Below are 16579 nucleotides of genomic sequence, written 5' to 3'. Positions count from 1 at the left end.
TGTTTTCTCAAGCCGCCGGCAACCTCCCGATCGAGATCGGCTCATCCTCGCCGCCGGCGTCCATGGCGAGCTCTCCCGCCATCTGCCTGATCCGGTTGAACTCCGCCGGACCATCGAAGATGGCGCCGCCGAGCTTCAGGTCGATCGATAGCGGGTTCTCGTCGGCGGCGAAGGCGGCGGCGGAGACGCGCTCGCGGATGCGGTTGGCGATGTCGACGGCGCTTTCGGGGGCGGCGCCCGGCAGGAAGATGCCGAGCTCGTTGGTGGCGAGGCGCGCCACGAGATCGCCGCTGCGCACCGAAGACTGAATGATGGCGGCGAGCGACTGCATCACGGTATCGGCCCATTGCGGCCCGTAGCGGCGGCTGATCGCGTCCAGCGGATCGACGACGGCGGCGATCATGATGCCGCCTGAGTCGGTGGCGATCCGCTTGCGCCGGTCGATGTAATGCTCGACGGATGCGGCAAAGGCGGTGCCGTTGAGAGCGCCCGTCGCCGCGTCGTGGCGGGCCGAGTAATTAATCCGTTCGTGTAGCTTCCGGATTTCAGCGTTTTTGCTTCCGATTGCTGCAAGCAGCGGAAATGCAACAAACAGAGAAATTGAGCATGTACTGATTAAACCTACCAAAAATGGTCGGTCCGGCATAAGAAGGTTTAAGATAAGTAAAACCCCAGCGGACCCAACGAGGCATCCTGATGCTCCGAATGCGGCCGTCCGCAGGGCTTTTACTGAGGGCAGGGAGTAATTCTTTCGGAAATTCATGGCGCGCAATATCCGTTTCCAGTACGGATAGAGCTAATCAGCTGCGGGAAAATTGGGGATTAAAAAATCCTGTAAAATTGTTCCTTTAGTGTGTGATCTCTGTGAATTAACTGTCTTCGAAGGAATGTCCCGCTCTACAGTTGGAGTGTGGAAATGTTGGTGATACTTGTTTGCCGAAGAACAGCTTCGGTATATGGGTTTCGCCCGGTGAATCTGAGATGTTGAGGGGCATCAGTCTTGTTTAAAGGCAAAAGAATTTTTGCGGCTCTGTCCGCTACCGTTGCTTTCAGCTTCGCGTTTTCGATTAACGCCGATGCAATGACCTTGCAGCAGGCGATCGAAAAGACGATGAAGACGAACCCGCAGATCTTGCAGGCTGCCAAGGATCGTGAAGCTGTCGAATTTGAACTGCGCCAGGCACGCGGCCTTTACTTGCCGTCCGTGGATCTTGAAGCTGGTGTCGGCCGCCGCAGGCTGTCCAATTCCAGCACAGGTACGCTGACGTCGGACCATGATTACCTGAAGCCGGGCGAAGTTGGTCTTACCGTTACACAGACGTTGTTTGACGGCGGCAGCCGCCGCTCGCAGGTCGAGCAGCAGGCCGCCCGCGTCGATGGCGCCTCGTTCCGCGTTCTCGAGCGCTCGGAGGCGCTCGCCCTCGAAGTCACGCAGGATTATCTGGAATACATCCTCCAGAACCAGATCGTGAAGGCGGCGCAGGATAACGTCGGCTTCCACAACCAGATCCTCGGCAATATCGAGCAGAGCATCAAGGGCGGCACGCTCACCGATGCCGACCGTCTGCAGGGCGTCGAGCGCCAGCAGGCTGCCCAGGCCCGTCTCCAGGAAGCCAAGGAAGAGCTGGAAGCGACCCGCATCCGCTTCCTCCAGGCCGTCGGCGAGCCGATCACCAATGCGTCCACCCCGCCGTCGGTCAGCAAGTTCCTGCCGAAGACGCTGAATGACGCGGTCTTCGTCGCTGCCAAGAACAGCCCGCGCATCTACTCGGCCAATGCCGATGTCGATGCCGCCGATGCCGGCGTTCGCGGTTCGCGCGCCAACTACCTGCCGAAGGTCGATCTCGAAGGCACCGCCCGCGTCGGCGATGACATCGATGGCGACGAAGGCAACACCAACGACTATCAGGTTCGTGTCGTTGCCCGCTGGAACCTCTATCGCGGCGGTATCGATACGGCCCGCGAGCAGGAACAGATCCGCCGCGCCGGCGAGCAGCGTTATGCGCTGGCTCAGGTGCAGCGCGAAGTCGAGCAGTCGGTCCGTTCCGCCTGGAACGAGCGCACCAGCCGCGGTACCCTTGCCGGTATCCTCGGTAAGCAGGCGCAGACCAACGCCCAGCTCGTTTCGTCCTACCGTCAGCAGTTCGGTGTCGGCCAGCGTTCGCTGCTCGACGTGCTGGACGCGCAGAACACCAATTTCAACACCAGAGTTCTGGCAGACACGGCGCGCGTTGCCTCGCTGTTTGCCGAATACAAGATCCTGGCTGCCTCCGGTAACCTGCTTCAGACCATGAAGCTGCGTCCGGTCGAGCAGGCCAAGGCTTATGCGCGGGAAGAGTTTGTTGTCCCCGCGGGCGTCGCTGATCCGGGTTATGTCGAGCTGCAGTCCACGCAGAAGGCTGGCATGCCCCTGGACCTCCTAGCGCCAATTCGACAGCAGTAGTCGACACGGCCATGGAACAATGCTGAACGTAGCGCTCGAAACTTCCAGCGGCACGCCGCTGCAAACATTCAAAGCCGCTTTCAAGTCTGTGGCTGCGTTCTATGGCCGTCCATCCTCGGACACGGTGCTCTTCTCCGGCCTGCCGGATGAGATCACCGAGTCACTCGAGGTCGACGATGTCGAGCGCATGGCCGAGCGTATCGGTCTGCAGGTCATCAAGCACGAAGAGCGCGATTGCCGCACCGGCAATTTCGACTGTCCGGCGATCGTCGCATTCGCCGATGGCGGCGTGCTGCCGCTGCTCGAGATCGCCGAAGACGGCTCCTACGTTACCGATATCGTGGCGATCCCGGGTGCGCCGATCCGCATCACGCGGCAGGAGCTCGCGGCGCTGAAGCCGCATACGGCTTTCGCCTTCACGCTCTATTATCAGAACGCCTCGGAAGAGGCGCTTGTCGGCAATGCCGTCGAGATCGAGAAGCGCCACTGGCTGGCAACGACGCTGGCGCCCTACTGGCGCACCTATGTCCGCGTCATGGTCGCCGCGCTGTTCATCAATCTCATTGCGCTCGGCTCGCCGCTGTTCACGATGAACGTCTATGACCGCGTGCTGCCGAACAAGGCGATCCCGACGCTCTGGGTTCTCTCGGCCGGCATTTCGCTCGCCTATCTCTTCGATTTCCTGCTGAAGACCGCGCGTTCCTCGCTGATCGATTATGCCGGCCGCAAGGCGGATCTGCGCCTGTCGCAGATGATCTTCGACAAGGTGCTGAACTCGACGCTCGCCTCGCGGCCGATGTCGACGGGCGAATATGCCAACCGCGTCACGCAATATGAGTTCGTCCGCGAATTCTTCACCTCGAACACGATCGGCGTCCTCATCGACAGCCTCTTTGTGTTCATCTTCCTGTTCGTGATCTATCTGATCTCCGGCTGGCTCGTCGTCATTCCGGCCGTCGCTCTGGTCGCCTCCGTCGCCATCGGCCTTTGGGCGCAGGCGGCGATCGGCAAGCGCATGGCAACGGCGGCAAACGAGGCCTCGCGCCGACAGTCGCTGCTGGTCGAGACGATCTCGACCATCGAGACGCTGAAAAGCCTGCGCGCCGAAGCCACCATGCTACGCCGCTGGCAGGAACTGACGAAATATTCGAGCCGCACCAGCGAAGACATCAAGCATATCTCGACCAATGCGATCAACACGACGATGCTGATCCAGCAGATGGTCAGCGTCTTCATCGTCATCGCCGGCACCTATGAATTCTCCGAGGGCCGCATCGCCATGGGCGCGATCGTCGCCACCGTGATGCTGGCAAGCCGCGCCGGTGCGCCGCTCGGCCAGATCGCCATGACGCTGGCGCGTTTCCGCCAGGCCACCATGTCGCTGCGCATCCTCGACAAGATCATGGAACAGCCCGACGACCGCCCGTCCACGGTCGGCTTCGTCAACCGCCAAATCGCCCATGGCGGCTTCAGCTTCCAGAACGTGTCGTTCCAGTATCCAGGCTCGGATCACCCTGTCATCAACGGCCTGTCCTTCAATGTCCGTCCCGGCGAAAAGATCGGCATCATCGGCCGCATCGGCTCCGGCAAGACGACGCTCGGACGCCTGCTCGATGGCCTCTTTGCGCCGGCTGCCGGCCGCGTGCTGATCGATGGCGTCGATATCCGCCAGTATCATATGGCGGAAGTCCGTTCGGCCGTCGCTGTTGCCGGCCAGTCCTCGGATCTGTTCTCCGGCACCGTCAAGGAAAACCTGCTGATCGGCCGCGCCGATGCCACCGATGAAGAGCTGCTGCAGGTCGCCCGCATCACCGGTGTCGATGAATTCGTCGGCAATCATCCGCGCGGCTTCGACATGCCGGTCGGCGAGCGCGGCACCAATCTGTCGAGCGGCCAGAAGCAGGCGCTGACGATTGCCCGCCTGTTGCTCACCAAGCCGAAGATCGTCTTCCTCGACGAGCCCTCCGGCGCCATGGACCTTGCGACCGAACGCCACCTGATCTCGCGCCTGTCGAATGCCTTCGGCCCCGAGACGACGCTGCTGATCGCCACGCATCGCCACAGCATGCTGGAACTGGTCGATCGCCTGATCGTCATCGACAAGGGCAAGATCATCGCCGATGGCCCGAAGCAGGCCGTCATCCAGGCGATGCAGCAGCCGCGTCCGGCCGCCGCTGCCCCGGCAGCTCCGGCTGCCGCAGGAGTTGTCCGATGAGCCGCGCCCAGATCGACAATCCGCCGCTCTTTGCCCGTGCCATCCTGGCGCTTTGCGCCCTGCTGATCGCGAGCTTCCTTGCCTGGGCGGCCTTCGCCAGCATCGATGAGATCGCCCGCGGCGAAGGCAAGGTCATTCCTGTCTCGAAGACGCAGATCATCCAGTCGTCGGAGCCCGGCGTCGTCCAGCAGATTGCTGTCACGCTCGGTCAGGTCGTCCGCAAGGGCCAGTTGCTGGTGCAGCTCGACAATACGACGACCGCCTCGACACTCGGTGAATCCGTTGCCAAGGCGCGCGCGCTCGGCGCCAAGGTTGCCCGCCTGAAGCTCGAGGAAGCCGGTCTCTACGACACGAAATTCGTCTGCCCGGCGGAAATTCTCTCCGTTGCCAAGCCGGTCTGTGACAACGAGGAAAACCTCTTCGCCGCCGACCGTGCGAGCTACGAAAACAAGCTCGGCGTTCTCCAGGAGCGCGTCAAGCAGCGCGAGAACGAGCTCAACGAAGCCCATGCCAACATCGCCCGCCTGACCGACAATATCGACGGCGCCAAGCGCCAGTACGATCTGATCAAGCCGCTGAGCGACAAGAAGCTGGTTGCCCAGACCGAAATGCTGAAGGTCGAGCGCGATCTCACCGACCAGCAGGGCCAGCTCAAGGTCTATCAGGAAAGCATCGATCGCCTCGAAGCTGCCGTTCAGGAAGCCAAGCTGCAGGTCGGCGATCTTGCGCTGGAACTGCGTCAGCAGGCGCTTACCGAAAAGGCCACGACGCTGGCCGAGCTCTCCGTCGTCGACGAGACGATCCGCGGCGCTTCGGACCGCGTCAAGCGCACCGATATCCGCTCGCCGGTCGATGGCATCGTCAATACGCTCGAGGTCAACACGATCGGCGCCTATGTCGATCCCGGCCGCGTCATCGCCGGCATCGTGCCGACCGCCGATACGCTGCTGATCGAGGCGAAGATCTCGCCGCGCGACGTCGCTTTCGTGCGCCGCGGCCAGCCGGCCGTCGTCAAGATCACCGCCTACGACTTCTCGATCTTCGGCGGCCTCGAAGGCGTCGTCGAGAACATCTCGGCGGACAGCCTCGTCGAGAAGGAAAAGGGCGAAACCTATTATCTCGTGCAGGTAAAGACCGACAAGTCGGAGCTCTCGCGCAACGGCAAGGCCTATCCGATCATCCCGGGCATGGTCGCCTCGGTCGAAATCATGACCGGCAACAAGACCGTGCTGAGCTACCTCCTGAAGCCGATCAACAAGGCGCGCTCCGAAGCGCTGACGGAGCGGTAGATGCTGATCAGCAAGGCCGCCGCAACAGATCTCGCCAATGCCGAGCCCCTCGAGGAGCAGCTGCCGGCGATCGACGCCGAAGAGATCGAGCCGCGTTTCCGCGCCGTTGCCGGCCGGAGCGGGGAGCGCCGTGGCATTCGTCTTGAGCGGATCTATTGGGACGGCCTCGGCCGCATGTCGTCGGCCGGGAAGATGACGACCGCCGATCTCGTCCACCACACCGCCGCGCAGATGCCGGAAACCGGCAATCTCGCCTCGCTGCTGCGCGTGCTCAGCTTCAAATGGGCGCTGAAGCGTCTCGATACGGTCGAGGACGTTTCCTCGATGGCCAATCTGAATGCGCTGATCCAGGCCTCGCCGTCACCCACCATCCTGCTGACGCTGGACAAGAAGATCCAGCTCTTCAACGATGCCTTTCTGTCGATGCTGCGCCACCGGCTGCCGATGGGCGATGCGGCGCAGCTGACCAAGAGCCTGCGCTTCTCGATCGATACGCAGATCGAGGATGCGATGGCAACGCTTGCGATGAACAAGGGCAAGACGCTGAACACCGGCTTCAGCATTGCCGCCGGTTCGCAGGCGATGAAGGGCCAGATCAACCTGGCACTGGCGCCCACCCACGAGAAGCCGATGCTGGTCGGCTATATCTCCCGCTACTGATCTAACTATTTGATTTCGGCGTGATCGTCAGGTCCGAGCCATGGGCTGCGCGCAGTTCTGTTGCGGCTTCCGGCGTGCGGTCATCGGCCTTGTGCAGCCGCATCGAGCTGTAACCTTCGGCATGCGTACCCTCGATCAGCGTCACGTCGGCATTGCCAGGGTTGTCGGAGTGTTCGAACCAGTCGATGCCGTGATGCAGGAAGTTCATCTCGAAGGCGCGGTTGGTGACGCCGTGGCCGACGATGATGGCGGTGTCGTTGCCGCGGCCGACATCGTGCATGACCGTCAGCAGGAAGAGCCGCACGCGCTGCGCCACATCGGCCCGGCTCTCGCCATCCGGCGGGCGGGCATAGAACTTGCCGCTATTGTTGCGTAGCCGCGCCCATTTCTCGAATTCCTCCGGAAATTTCCGCCGCTGCTCGGCGCGATCGTAGATCTCGGTGAACAGCCCGAAATCCTGTTCGCGCAGCAGGTAGTCCTCAAGCACCGCGCCGACGGCGGCCGCAGGCAGCGCCTCCAGGATCGCATCCTTGGTCTGGCGGGTGCGCAGATAGGGCGAATGCCAGACGGTGGCTTTTGGTGCGGCGTCGGTGAGACCGGCGAGATAGGCCGCGATGCTCTGCCCTGCTGCGAGCGCCTGCCGGTAACCCCACTCCGTCAGCGGGACGTTGTGATCGCCGAACTGGCGATAGGCGCTGTCGCTGAGATTGCCGAGAGATTCGCCGTGTCGAACGAGAAAGATGCGCATGTGATGCCGTCGGTGTTTCGGATGGTTCCATCATACGGGGGGAGGAGCGGCGTGCAATCGGGAAACGCCGTGCGTGCGGCCCCCTCATCCCCGGTGCAACAACTTGCACCTGAAACCTTCGGGCACCTTCTCCCCGCGGGGGAGAAGGGAAGCCGCGTTTGCCGCTTGCGCTGACTTCCCCTCTCCCCTGGGGGAGAGGGCAGGGTGAGGGGGCTCCGGGTGTTACCGTCTGCTATTAGCGGGCTCCGGGTGCCGCCGCCCACCACAAGCACCAAAAACAAAAAGCCGGCCTCAAAGGCCGGCTCTTGCACTCCGCTCGATATCACCTGAGGCTCAGTAGGGGACACCTTCGCCAGGGGCGACTTTTTCGAGCGGCATGGCGGAAGCCACCTGTTTGTTGCCGGCGCGCAGGCCGTGGAGATAGCCCTTGCCCGATGTGATCGAGTAGAGCGGCTGGTAGTCGGGCAGGCGATTGTCGGTCAGAACCTGGTCGCGCATGTTGTCGAGGATGAAGTAGTTGCCGTTGACGGCGACCGAGAGCACGGCGTGGTAGAAGTGACGCTTCTGGTCGAAGAGAACCACGATCGACATGTCCTTCATGTCGACGCCTTCGGCCTTCAGCGCCGCCATTTTCAAGATCGCGAAATCTTCGCAGTCGCCCTGCTGGCGGGCGAGCGTTTCCGATGGCGTCGCCCAGTAATCGGCGACCTTGTAGGTCTCGATATCCTTACGGTAGCGGATCGCGTGGTTGACGGCGGCGTTGACGGTGTTCAGCTTGTCGCGGATCGAGGCCTGCGATGCCTGGCCGAGGGCGGCCTTGATTACCTGCGCGGCGTTGGTGCAGCCCTTGGCGTTGCAGTTGATCGCCGCACCGCTTTCCATTTCGGCGAGCGACGGCGCGAAGCGCTTCACGGCGGCGAGCCGCTTGAAGGGAATGGTGACCGAGCCGAACACCGCATCCTTCGAGGCCGCGGGCTTGGCCGGCATGTCGGGCTTGATCGAGGCGGTCGTCTGCAGTTCGTCCACCTGTTGCGGCCGTGCAATGGCGGCAAGATCAATGCGCTGGAAGCTTGCCGTGATACCGCTGTAAGCGGTCTCAACCATGCCGTAGAGGCCGGATATACTTGCGGCACTTGCAAGTGCAGCCAGCGTATTTTCCGAAGCAACGCTGGCATATGTCGTTGCAGAAATCTGCGGGGAAACCAACAATCCGGCATTCGCAGGCGCCGAACCAAGAAGAGATGCGAAAGATGCAAAAGTAAAAGCTGCAAGTATTTTTGATTTTGTGCTGCGCTTCATCGGATTTTTCTCTCACTGTTTGAGAGTAATGTACCGATGAGCTATAAATATGCGGTGTGGAAGCTTGGGAAACGCAAGTATAAATATTCCGGTCAAAGACGCATAAAAGTTTAGCGTTTGCGTCAACCAAGTTTGGGGGAATGGTTTGATTTTCGCGCCCGCCCGGTGCAGAAATAAGCCCATTCTAAAAAGGCCGCCAAAGGCCGCGACATCGCATCCTCGGGGGAAACAGTGACGCCGCATCTGAATGTGAACACCGGGCGCGCGCATGGTTTACGCCAGGCGGCTCTCAAGACGTCTGGTGCGATGCGCCGCATGGTTCCGGTTCTGGCGCTCTTGGCCGGCGGCTTTCTTGCCGGTTGCCAGGCGGATGGCGATGGTCTCTCCAACACAGTCAAGAACACGGACATCAAGGCGCCGTCCAGCGATGTCGAGGAAAGCTTCGGCGAGACCGGCGCCGAGATCACCCTGCTGATCCCGAAGGGCGCAAGTGGCATCTATGAAGGCGAAGCCCGCGATATCCGCGATGGCGCAGCGCTCGGCACCGGCGAAGTCGGCAACGGCCAGGTCTTCGTCAAGGTGATCGATGTCGGAAGCGGCCCGGCTGCGGTGGCGTCCGCCGTTTCGGCCGCCAAGGCGCGCAATTCGGCGCTGCTCGTCAGCTTTGCGCCGCAGGCGACGGCCGCCGCTGTCGCAGCCATCCCCTCGGCCGACCGTCCACCGCTGATCAATCTCGGCGCCCCGGTCCCGACGGCGACGGGCAATGTCTATAATTTCGTCTCCGACGAGACCGACAGCGCCGCCGAAGGCGCGCGCACGGCTGTTGCCGGCGGGCACAAGAAGGTTTTCGTCTTCGCGACGACCGAGCTGACGGCGATGGGCGAGGCGGAGATTTCGAATGCCGTTCGCGCCGGCGGCGGCACCTATCTCGGCTCGGCGCGCTATGCGCTCTCGGATGCCTCGGCCGCCGATGCTGTCGCCAAGAGCAAGGCGCAGATGCAGGGCGCCGATACCGTCGTCGTGCTCGGCAAGTCGGTTATCGTCACCACGGTCGCCGGCGCCATCAAGGCCGCTGGCTTCAACAATATCACGCTGGTCGGCACCAGCGGCTGGCCGCAGCAGTCCTATACCAGCCCGTCGGTGCAGGGCGCGCTGATCGCCATGGTCGATCCCGAGGGCGCCTCGATGATCTCGGAGCGCTACCAGCGCCACTACCGCCGCCCGCTGACGGCCAACGCCGCCTATGGTTACGACGCCGTGGCGATCGCCTCCGGCATCATCCGCACCAAGGATGCCAAGGCGCTGACCGCGGAGAACCTGACCAGCAAGACCGGCTTCCGCGGCATTACCGGCCTCTTCCGTCTGAACGCTTCGGGCGGCGTCGAGCGCAAGCTCAGCCTGTTCACGCTCACTGGCGGCAAGCCGAACCTGTTCGTCGCGGCCCCCAAGGCATTCTGAAGCCATCCCGCGGTTTGCCCGGCGGCGGCTTTGGAGCCCGCCTCTGTCTGCAAACCAAGGAGATGGCCATGAAGCGCCTGGCATCCTGTTCCTGCGGCGAGCTCTCGGCCACTGCCGAAGGCGATCCGTTCACCATATCCGTCTGCCACTGCACCGCCTGCCGTCAGCGAACCGGCAGCGCCTTTGGCGTCGCCGTCTTCTTCGACAAGGGGAAGGTGGACTGCGCTGGTATCTCGCAGACCTACAGCCGCCTCGGCCGGAGCGGCAAATCGATCACTTTCCACTTTTGCCCGTCCTGCGGCTCGACGGTCTATTGGCTGCCGGAATTTCGCGACCAGCTGATTGCGATTGCGCTCGGCTGTTTCGAGGAGCCGGAAACGCTGACGCCAAGGCAGAGCGTCTTCAATGAAAACGCTTTGCCCTGGGTCGCACTCGATATCCCCACCTGAGATCACTGCCCGTGCGGCAGCGGTGCCTCGGGGTTGATGACGCCAGCCTTGCGCAGATCCCGCCAGAACTCGGCAGGAACCGTCTCGTTCAGCGCTGCGCTGTCTTCGGCGATACGGTCGGGCTTGCTGGCGCCGGGGATGACGGCGGCGACGGCCGGATGGGCGAGCGAGAATTGCAGGCCGGCAGCCTTCATGCTGACGTCGTGGCGGTCGGCAATCGCCTTGATGCGCGCCACCTTGTCGAGGATGGCAGGCGTGGCCGGGGCATATTCGAAATTCGGCCCGCCGACCAGCGCGCCGGAGCTATAGGGACCGCCGGCGACGATGCCGAGCCCGCGTTCGGCAACCAGCGGCATCACCCGCTGCAGCGCCCGGTCATGGTCGAGCAGCGTATAGCGGCCGGCAAGCAGGAAGCCGTCGGGGCGTGGCCCCTGTAAGCCGAGCAGCAGCTCGATCGGCTCCACGCGATTGACGCCGAGACCCCAGGCCTTGATCACGCCCTCGTCGCGCAGCCGATCGAGCGCCTTGAAGGCACCCTTGCGGGCAGTCTCGAAGACATCGAGCCATTCGTCGCCGTAGAAATCCTGGGCGACGTCGTGCACGAAGGCGATATCGATCCGGTCGGTCTTCAGCCGCTTCAGGCTGTCCTCGATCGAGCGCAGGGTGGCGTCCGCCGAGTAGTCGTTGACGATCTTGTTCGGGCGGCCGTACTTGAAGACCTCGCCCTTCTCGCCAAGATCGCGGGCGCTGACATCCTCGATCTCGTCGAGGATGACGCGGCCGACCTTGGTGCTGATCACGTAGTCGTCGCGCTTCTTGCCGGCCAGCGCATCGCCCATGCGGATTTCCGCAAGACCAGCGCCATAGAAGGGCGCGTTGTCGAAGTAGCGAATGCCGTCGTTCCAGGCGGCATCGACGGTTGCCTGTGCTTCCGCTTCCGGAATGTCGCGAAACATGTTGCCGAGTGGGGCGGCGCCGAAACCGAGCTTGCTCGGCAGAATATCCTTGAGTGCCATTGGTCTGTCCTCTCCTTGTTGTCAGGGTCAGCCGATATCGGCGGGATCGAGCACGAGCGCGGTGCGTTCGGCGAGATCGTTGATCTTTGCGAGATAGGCCTTGAAATGCGGGGTCTGGCGGTGGGCGGCCACCGCCTCATTATCCCGGTAGAGTTCATCAAGCGCGAAGCGCGTGGCATCCGCCTGATCGCGCCAGATATCCCAGCGCAGATTGCCCGGCTCCGCCCGGCAGGCGGGTGCCATGCCGGAAAGGAGCGCTTCCAGTTCCTCGGCCTTGCCAGGCCGGGCGGCGAGGATCGCCATGATCTTCACGGGATGCGGCATGGCTGTCTTCCCCCAGTCTCAGGCTGCCGTCGCGCGGTCGAGAGCCTCGACCAGCCTGGCGGCGAGCGGATGGTCGGAACGCGGGTTCTGGCCGGTGATCAGTTCGCGATCGACGATGACGTGCGGTTCGAAATCGACCGCTGTCGTCACCACCTTGCCCCCGGCCGTCTGCAGCGCATCGACGACGTTGAAATAGAGCTTGGCGTGAAGAATGTAGTCCTCGACGATCTTTTCTTCGCTGTTGGAGAAGACGGTCATCTGATAGCCGGCATATTGCCAGTCCCTGGCCCATTCGGCAGCCTTCACCGGGTCGCCGGCAACAAGGGCGGCGCGGAATTCACGGGCATGCGGCATGGCCGAGGCAACGGCGATCGGGCCGTGGCAGAGAAGCGCGGTCGGCTTGGCCTTCTCATGGAAGTGGCGCAGGATTTCGCCGAGATCGGGGTCCTGCATTAGATCGACCACCGGTGCCTGGCCGCCGGGCACGAAGACGCCGGCATAGTCATCCAGGCCTTCGGCAATCACGGCCGCCAGTGTGCGCACATTGTTCATCGAGGGATCCTCCGCGTAGAAGGCCTTGGCCTTGCGGTAGGCCGCCTCGTCGCCGCCGAAGTGATCGGCCTTGTCGGAGACCTCGTCGATATGCGGCTTGGTGCCGTTGGGGGTGGCGAGCACCACCTCGTAACCGGCTGCTATCACCGCCATCGCCGGAACCACGGTTTCGTTGAGATACTGGCCGGTTGCGCCGGTGCGGCCGCCCTTGGTTTCGATGCGCGTTGCATTCGAACCGACTACGAGAACTTTACCCTTGCTCATTGTCATCTCCTTGGCCCTCTGGCCTCGTTTCGATGACTGGATGATGCCGTTTCTCAACGTATTTCGGAAATTTATTTGTTCTATTCCAGATATTCGCATGGCATTATAACTGGATGCGATACGACCTGAACCTGATGCCCGTCTTCCTCGCCCTCATGGAGGAGCGCAACGTCACCCGCGCCGCCGAGCGTCTGGGGATTACCCAGCCGGCGCTGTCGAATGCGCTGAACCGGCTGCGCGACACGCTGCGCGATCCGCTGTTCATCCGCGAGCGCTACGGCATGCGCCCGACGCAGCTCGCCGAAGAGATGGCGCCGGTGATCCGCACGGCGCTGGCCCAGTTCGACGAGCTGATCCTTGGCCAGCAGGAATTCGATCCGGAAAAGGCATCGCGTCTCTTCACAGTCGCGCCCAACAGTTATGTCGAATTCGTGCTGATGCCTGAAGTTGTCGCTCGCCTCCGGAAGCGCGCCGATGGCATCAAGCTCCGCCTCATCCCCTTCGGCAGCGATCTTTCCGAAACCGGCGCCGTCTCGGGCACGACGGAGATGGTGCTCGGCCGCATCACCGATCCGCCGGACAATATGGTCGTGCAGCACCTGATGGATGACGGGCTCGCCTGCGTCGTCCGCGCCGATCATCCCGAGATCGGCGACAGCATCTTGAAGGAAGATTACGAGCGGTTGAAACACGTCAACGTGCTGCCGCCCGGGCGTCTGCGCGCCGGCCTGTTCCAGGCGCTGGAGCAGCGCGGCTTGCGCCGCGAGGTCGCCGTATCCGTCACCCATTTCCTCGCCGTGCCTGAAATGATCGCCGCCACCGACTATTGCACCACGCTGCCGCGCCAGATCTGCCGGCGGCTCGCCCGCGACACCCGGCTGAAAATCCTGCCAGCCCCCGCCGATCTCGGCACCTTCCCGGTCGAGATCGCCTGGCACGTCCGCTACCGCCACGACCCCGCGCATCGCTGGCTGCGCTCGCTGATATCGGAGGTGGCGAGGGAGATTGCCGGGCAGGCTGACGCCTAATCCGACCAAGGATCGTCCTGGAGTTCCACCCCATCCTGCAATCCATGCAGGATGTCGATCAGCCGTGGCGCCAGGTCGCGAATTTCGGTGAGGTGAATGGCGGTCAGCCGCTTGAGCACGGTTTCGGCCTTGGCAGTCAGCGCCAGCGTCTGGCGGCGTTTGTCGTTCGGATCGGCGTTGCGTGACACGTAGCCGGCGGTCACCAGGCGGCCGACGAGCTCGGTTGCCGAATGCGGGGCGATCAGCAGCCGCTCGGCGAGCAGGCCGATGGTCATCGCCTCCTCGCTGCGGTGGCCCCTGATTGCCAGCAGCGCCTGATGCTGCTGCGCCGGCAGACCTTCCTCCTGGGCCGCGGAGGCGCTGAAATCCATGAAGCGGCGCAGCGTGTAGCGCAGATTGGAAAGCGCCTCGTAATCGGCATCCGTCAGATCGTCCTTCGGCTTCCTGGCCATCAATCCCCCGCCGTCACTGCATCCATGCCGCCATCTCCATCCGCCGGTGATCCTGCAGCGCGCGTAGTGCCTGCATCAGTTCCGGCGCCATCTCGCGGATTTCGTGGAGGTGAGCAGGTGTCAGCCGACGCAATAGCTCTTCTGCCTGATCTGTCAATCGCACATGCGCGCGGCGTTTGGGCTTGATGTGCACAGTCAGATGGCCGCGCGCCTGCAGCGTCGCCGCCAGTTCTGCCGCGGCTGCCGGTGTGAGGAAGAGCTTTTCCGCGAGGCTGGAAACGCTCATCGCGCCACCAATGCCGAGCCCCTTGATCGCGAGCAGCGCCTGATGCTCCTGCGGCGACAGCCCGAGGCGATCTGCGGCTTCGGCGCTGAACTGACGGAACTTGCGGATCCGGTATCTCAGATTGGCAAGCGCCTCATATTCCATCTCTGACAGGCTTTCTCCGGGCATCTCACTCGTCCTCAAGCATGACTTGATTTATATCGGAATACGATATATCTGGGCCGGCATTGCCAGCCTGTCAACAGGAACCCCGATGTCTCCACACAGCAAACACCGGCCGCATGATTTCATGGGCGGCCTTTCCCGGCGCGAGGCCGGAGATTTCACCACGGACAAGCGCGTCATCGCCCTCATCGGCATGGCGGTGATCGTTGGCACCGGCGGCGCCTTTGCCGCCTGGGTGCTGGTCAGTCTTATCTCGCTGGTCACCAACCTCGTCTGGTTCGGCCGCTTCAGCATCCATGCGGTATCGCTGGCCGAGGCGCCGCGTTCGCTCTGGATGGTCGTCATCCCGGTTCTCGGCGGCCTCGTGATCGGCCTGATGGCGCGTTTCGGCTCCGAGAAGATCCGGGGCCACGGCATTCCCGAAGCCATCGAGGCGATCCTGATCGGCGGCAGCCGGATGTCGCCCAAGGTCGCGATCCTGAAGCCGGTCTCCTCGGCAATCTCGATCGGAACCGGCGGCCCCTTCGGCGCGGAGGGACCGATCATCATGACGGGTGGGGCCATCGGCTCGCTATTCGCCCAGTGCTTCCATCTGAGCTCCGCCGAGCGCAAGACCTTGCTGGTCGCCGGCGCCGCAGCCGGCATGACGGCGATCTTCGGCTCGCCGATCGCCGCCATCATGCTCGCCGTCGAGCTTCTGCTGTTCGAATGGAAGCCGCGCAGCTTCATTCCCGTCGCCGTTGCCGCCTGCGTCTCGATCTGCTGGCGTCCGTTCCTTTTCGAGGCTGGCGCTCTCTTTCCCAAGCAGTTCCACATGGACCTGCCCTGGTGGGGCATCCTGCTCTGCGCCGGCATGGGCATCGTCTCCGGCCTGCAGTCCGGCATCCTGACGACGCTGCTCTACAAGATCGAGAATCTCTTCGAGGCATTGCCGATCCACTGGATGTGGTGCCCGGCGCTCGGCGGGCTGATCATCGGCCTCGGCGGCCTGATCGAGCCGCGCGTCCTCGGCGTCGGCTACGATATCATCGACGGTCTCCTCAACAGCAAGATGCTGCCGCAGGCGGTGCTGACGATCCTGCTCGTCAAGGCAGCGATCTGGCTCGTGGCGCTGTCATCTGGCACATCGGGCGGCGTACTGGCGCCGCTGCTGATCTTCGGCGGCGCGCTCGGCTGGCTGGTCGGCCTGGTATTGCCCGGCGATCCCGGCTTCTGGGCGCTGCTCGGCATGGCCGCGATGATGGGCGGCACGATGCGCGCGCCGCTGACCGGCACCTTCTTCGCCGTCGAGCTGACCGGCGACGTCTCCGCGCTGCTGCCGCTGCTGGTCGCGACGGTTTCGGCCTATGCCGTCACCGTGCTCCTGCTGCGCCGCTCGATCCTCACCGAAAAGATTGCCCGCCGGGGCCAGCACATCACCCGCGAATACGGCATCGATCCCTTCGAATTCTCCCGCGCCCGCGACATCATGATCTCCGACGTCGACAGCTTTCGGGCGGATATGACGGTCGCCGAGGCGATCGGCCATTTCACGACGAAGGAGAAAACCCACCGCGTCTATCCCGTTGTCGATGAGCTCGGTATTCTCAAGGGGCTGGTGTCGCGCGGCGATGTCTTGCGCTGGCAGCAGGAGAGGGCAGAGCTCGATCAGCCGCTTGCCGATCTCGTCTCCGATGCCTCCCTGCCGCTCGCCCATCCCGACGACACGGTCGGCTATGTCGCCGACCTGATGCTGGCGACGGATGCGGGCCGCATTCCGATCGTCGATCCCGAGAGCGGCCAGCTCGCCGGCCTTGTCGCCCGGAAGGATCTGCTGCGGCTTCGCCACTCCCTGCAAGCCAACGAAACGGAGCGCCAGCCCTATTTCGGACGAAGCGCCAAGGCGCTATCTTGAAGCAACGGGCAGTCGCGGCCACTGAGGCTGCGACTGC

Annotated in this window: 16 protein-coding genes; 8 read left to right on the top strand and 8 right to left on the bottom strand. The window is 63.1% G+C overall.

What is annotated here, in order from left to right; genetic code table 11:
- Window positions 1-7: 7 nt before the first annotated feature.
- The gene (locus tag ACODR6_RS02390) at window positions 8-646 is read right to left on the bottom strand and encodes a GGDEF domain-containing protein (RefSeq protein ID WP_489020711.1); all 639 of its coding nucleotides are present in this window, start codon (window positions 644-646) and stop codon (window positions 8-10) included.
- A 435-nt stretch (window positions 647-1081) separates the two neighbouring features.
- Here ACODR6_RS02390 and ACODR6_RS02385 point away from each other — a divergent pair, with 435 nt between their 5' ends.
- Genes ACODR6_RS02385 through ACODR6_RS02370 form a run of 4 tightly spaced genes read left to right on the top strand, consistent with a single transcriptional unit; the run spans window position 1082 to window position 6607 of the window.
- Window positions 1082-2443 (top strand): TolC family outer membrane protein, encoded by a 1362-nt coding sequence (locus ACODR6_RS02385; protein ID WP_130280653.1) that lies wholly within the window; start codon window positions 1082-1084, stop codon window positions 2441-2443.
- Window positions 2444-2462: 19 nt separating this feature from the next.
- Window positions 2463-4658: a type I secretion system permease/ATPase gene (locus ACODR6_RS02380; protein WP_489020485.1), complete on the top strand. Its 2196-nt coding sequence runs from the start codon at window positions 2463-2465 to the stop codon at window positions 4656-4658.
- Entirely contained in the window at window positions 4655-5947 is a 1293-nt protein-coding gene (locus tag ACODR6_RS02375; RefSeq protein WP_199625758.1) for an HlyD family type I secretion periplasmic adaptor subunit, read from the top strand. The genes ACODR6_RS02380 and ACODR6_RS02375 overlap by 4 nt, the downstream gene beginning before the upstream one ends.
- Window positions 5948-6607: a ribbon-helix-helix domain-containing protein gene (locus ACODR6_RS02370; protein ID WP_112714929.1), complete on the top strand. Its 660-nt coding sequence runs from the start codon at window positions 5948-5950 to the stop codon at window positions 6605-6607.
- Between the two features lies 1 nt (window position 6608).
- Here ACODR6_RS02370 and ACODR6_RS02365 read toward each other — a convergent pair whose 3' ends face one another.
- Window positions 6609-7355 (bottom strand): histidine phosphatase family protein, encoded by a 747-nt coding sequence (locus ACODR6_RS02365; protein WP_489020483.1) that lies wholly within the window; start codon window positions 7353-7355, stop codon window positions 6609-6611.
- A gap of 333 nt (window positions 7356-7688) precedes the next feature.
- A complete protein-coding gene (locus ACODR6_RS02360) occupies window positions 7689-8564 on the bottom strand; it encodes a transglutaminase-like cysteine peptidase (RefSeq protein WP_489020481.1) in 876 nt (291 codons plus the stop codon).
- 321 nt (window positions 8565-8885) lie between these two features.
- Between ACODR6_RS02360 and ACODR6_RS02355 the strand changes: the two genes are divergently transcribed.
- Together ACODR6_RS02355 and ACODR6_RS02350 are read left to right on the top strand one after the other, a co-directional pair.
- A complete protein-coding gene (locus ACODR6_RS02355; protein ID WP_413712147.1) occupies window positions 8886-10112 on the top strand; it encodes a type 1 periplasmic-binding domain-containing protein in 1227 nt (408 codons plus the stop codon).
- A 68-nt stretch (window positions 10113-10180) separates the two neighbouring features.
- Window positions 10181-10561 carry a GFA family protein gene (locus ACODR6_RS02350; protein ID WP_489020479.1) on the top strand — a complete coding sequence of 127 codons (381 nt, stop codon included), beginning with the start codon at window positions 10181-10183 and terminating at the stop codon, window positions 10559-10561.
- A 2-nt stretch (window positions 10562-10563) separates the two neighbouring features.
- Here the strand turns inward: ACODR6_RS02350 and ACODR6_RS02345 are convergent, their stop codons facing one another.
- Genes ACODR6_RS02345 through ACODR6_RS02335 form a run of 3 tightly spaced genes read right to left on the bottom strand, consistent with a single transcriptional unit; the run spans window position 10564 to window position 12717 of the window.
- Window positions 10564-11577 (bottom strand): aldo/keto reductase, encoded by a 1014-nt coding sequence (locus ACODR6_RS02345; RefSeq protein ID WP_489020477.1) that lies wholly within the window; start codon window positions 11575-11577, stop codon window positions 10564-10566.
- A gap of 27 nt (window positions 11578-11604) precedes the next feature.
- Window positions 11605-11901 (bottom strand): putative quinol monooxygenase, encoded by a 297-nt coding sequence (locus tag ACODR6_RS02340; protein WP_489020475.1) that lies wholly within the window; start codon window positions 11899-11901, stop codon window positions 11605-11607.
- A gap of 18 nt (window positions 11902-11919) precedes the next feature.
- Window positions 11920-12717 (bottom strand): type 1 glutamine amidotransferase domain-containing protein, encoded by a 798-nt coding sequence (locus tag ACODR6_RS02335; RefSeq protein WP_112714943.1) that lies wholly within the window; start codon window positions 12715-12717, stop codon window positions 11920-11922.
- A gap of 113 nt (window positions 12718-12830) precedes the next feature.
- Here ACODR6_RS02335 and ACODR6_RS02330 point away from each other — a divergent pair, with 113 nt between their 5' ends.
- Window positions 12831-13745: a LysR family transcriptional regulator gene (locus ACODR6_RS02330; protein WP_489020473.1), complete on the top strand. Its 915-nt coding sequence runs from the start codon at window positions 12831-12833 to the stop codon at window positions 13743-13745.
- Here ACODR6_RS02330 and ACODR6_RS02325 read toward each other — a convergent pair.
- Together ACODR6_RS02325 and ACODR6_RS02320 are read right to left on the bottom strand one after the other, a co-directional pair.
- The gene (locus tag ACODR6_RS02325; RefSeq protein ID WP_489020471.1) at window positions 13742-14197 is read right to left on the bottom strand and encodes a MarR family winged helix-turn-helix transcriptional regulator; all 456 of its coding nucleotides are present in this window, start codon (window positions 14195-14197) and stop codon (window positions 13742-13744) included. The genes ACODR6_RS02330 and ACODR6_RS02325 overlap by 4 nt on opposite strands.
- A gap of 13 nt (window positions 14198-14210) precedes the next feature.
- Entirely contained in the window at window positions 14211-14651 is a 441-nt protein-coding gene (locus ACODR6_RS02320; protein ID WP_130280677.1) for a MarR family transcriptional regulator, read from the bottom strand.
- Between the two features lie 85 nt (window positions 14652-14736).
- On the opposite strand from ACODR6_RS02320, the gene ACODR6_RS02315 reads away from it, so the two are divergent.
- Complete coding sequence (locus ACODR6_RS02315) at window positions 14737-16542, top strand: chloride channel protein (protein ID WP_489020469.1); 1806 nt, start codon at window positions 14737-14739, stop codon at window positions 16540-16542.
- Window positions 16543-16579 lie beyond the last annotated feature (37 nt).

It is taken from the genome of Rhizobium sp. FG96 (assembly GCF_057808655.1).
The sequence above is the reverse complement of the archived record's forward strand: the minus strand, read 5'-3'. Positions and strand labels throughout refer to the sequence as shown.

Excerpts from the sequence above, each read along its gene's own strand:
- ACODR6_RS02320 (WP_130280677.1), bottom strand. The coding sequence starts at position 14,651 with ATGCCCGGAGAAAGCCTGTCAGAGATGGAATATGAGGCGCTTGCCAAT.
- ACODR6_RS02330 (WP_489020473.1), top strand. The coding sequence starts at position 12,831 with ATGCGATACGACCTGAACCTGATGCCCGTCTTCCTCGCCCTCATGGAG.
- ACODR6_RS02335 (WP_112714943.1), bottom strand. The coding sequence starts at position 12,717 with ATGAGCAAGGGTAAAGTTCTCGTAGTCGGTTCGAATGCAACGCGCATC.
- ACODR6_RS02315 (WP_489020469.1), top strand. The coding sequence starts at position 14,737 with ATGTCTCCACACAGCAAACACCGGCCGCATGATTTCATGGGCGGCCTT.
- ACODR6_RS02345 (WP_489020477.1), bottom strand. The coding sequence starts at position 11,577 with ATGGCACTCAAGGATATTCTGCCGAGCAAGCTCGGTTTCGGCGCCGCC.
- ACODR6_RS02340 (WP_489020475.1), bottom strand. The coding sequence starts at position 11,901 with ATGCCGCATCCCGTGAAGATCATGGCGATCCTCGCCGCCCGGCCTGGC.
- ACODR6_RS02385 (WP_130280653.1), top strand. The coding sequence starts at position 1,082 with ATGACCTTGCAGCAGGCGATCGAAAAGACGATGAAGACGAACCCGCAG.
- ACODR6_RS02370 (WP_112714929.1), top strand. The coding sequence starts at position 5,948 with ATGCTGATCAGCAAGGCCGCCGCAACAGATCTCGCCAATGCCGAGCCC.
- ACODR6_RS02380 (WP_489020485.1), top strand. The coding sequence starts at position 2,463 with ATGCTGAACGTAGCGCTCGAAACTTCCAGCGGCACGCCGCTGCAAACA.
- ACODR6_RS02350 (WP_489020479.1), top strand. The coding sequence starts at position 10,181 with ATGAAGCGCCTGGCATCCTGTTCCTGCGGCGAGCTCTCGGCCACTGCC.
- ACODR6_RS02325 (WP_489020471.1), bottom strand. The coding sequence starts at position 14,197 with ATGGCCAGGAAGCCGAAGGACGATCTGACGGATGCCGATTACGAGGCG.
- ACODR6_RS02390 (WP_489020711.1), bottom strand. The coding sequence starts at position 646 with ATGCCGGACCGACCATTTTTGGTAGGTTTAATCAGTACATGCTCAATT.
- ACODR6_RS02365 (WP_489020483.1), bottom strand. The coding sequence starts at position 7,355 with ATGCGCATCTTTCTCGTTCGACACGGCGAATCTCTCGGCAATCTCAGC.
- ACODR6_RS02375 (WP_199625758.1), top strand. The coding sequence starts at position 4,655 with ATGAGCCGCGCCCAGATCGACAATCCGCCGCTCTTTGCCCGTGCCATC.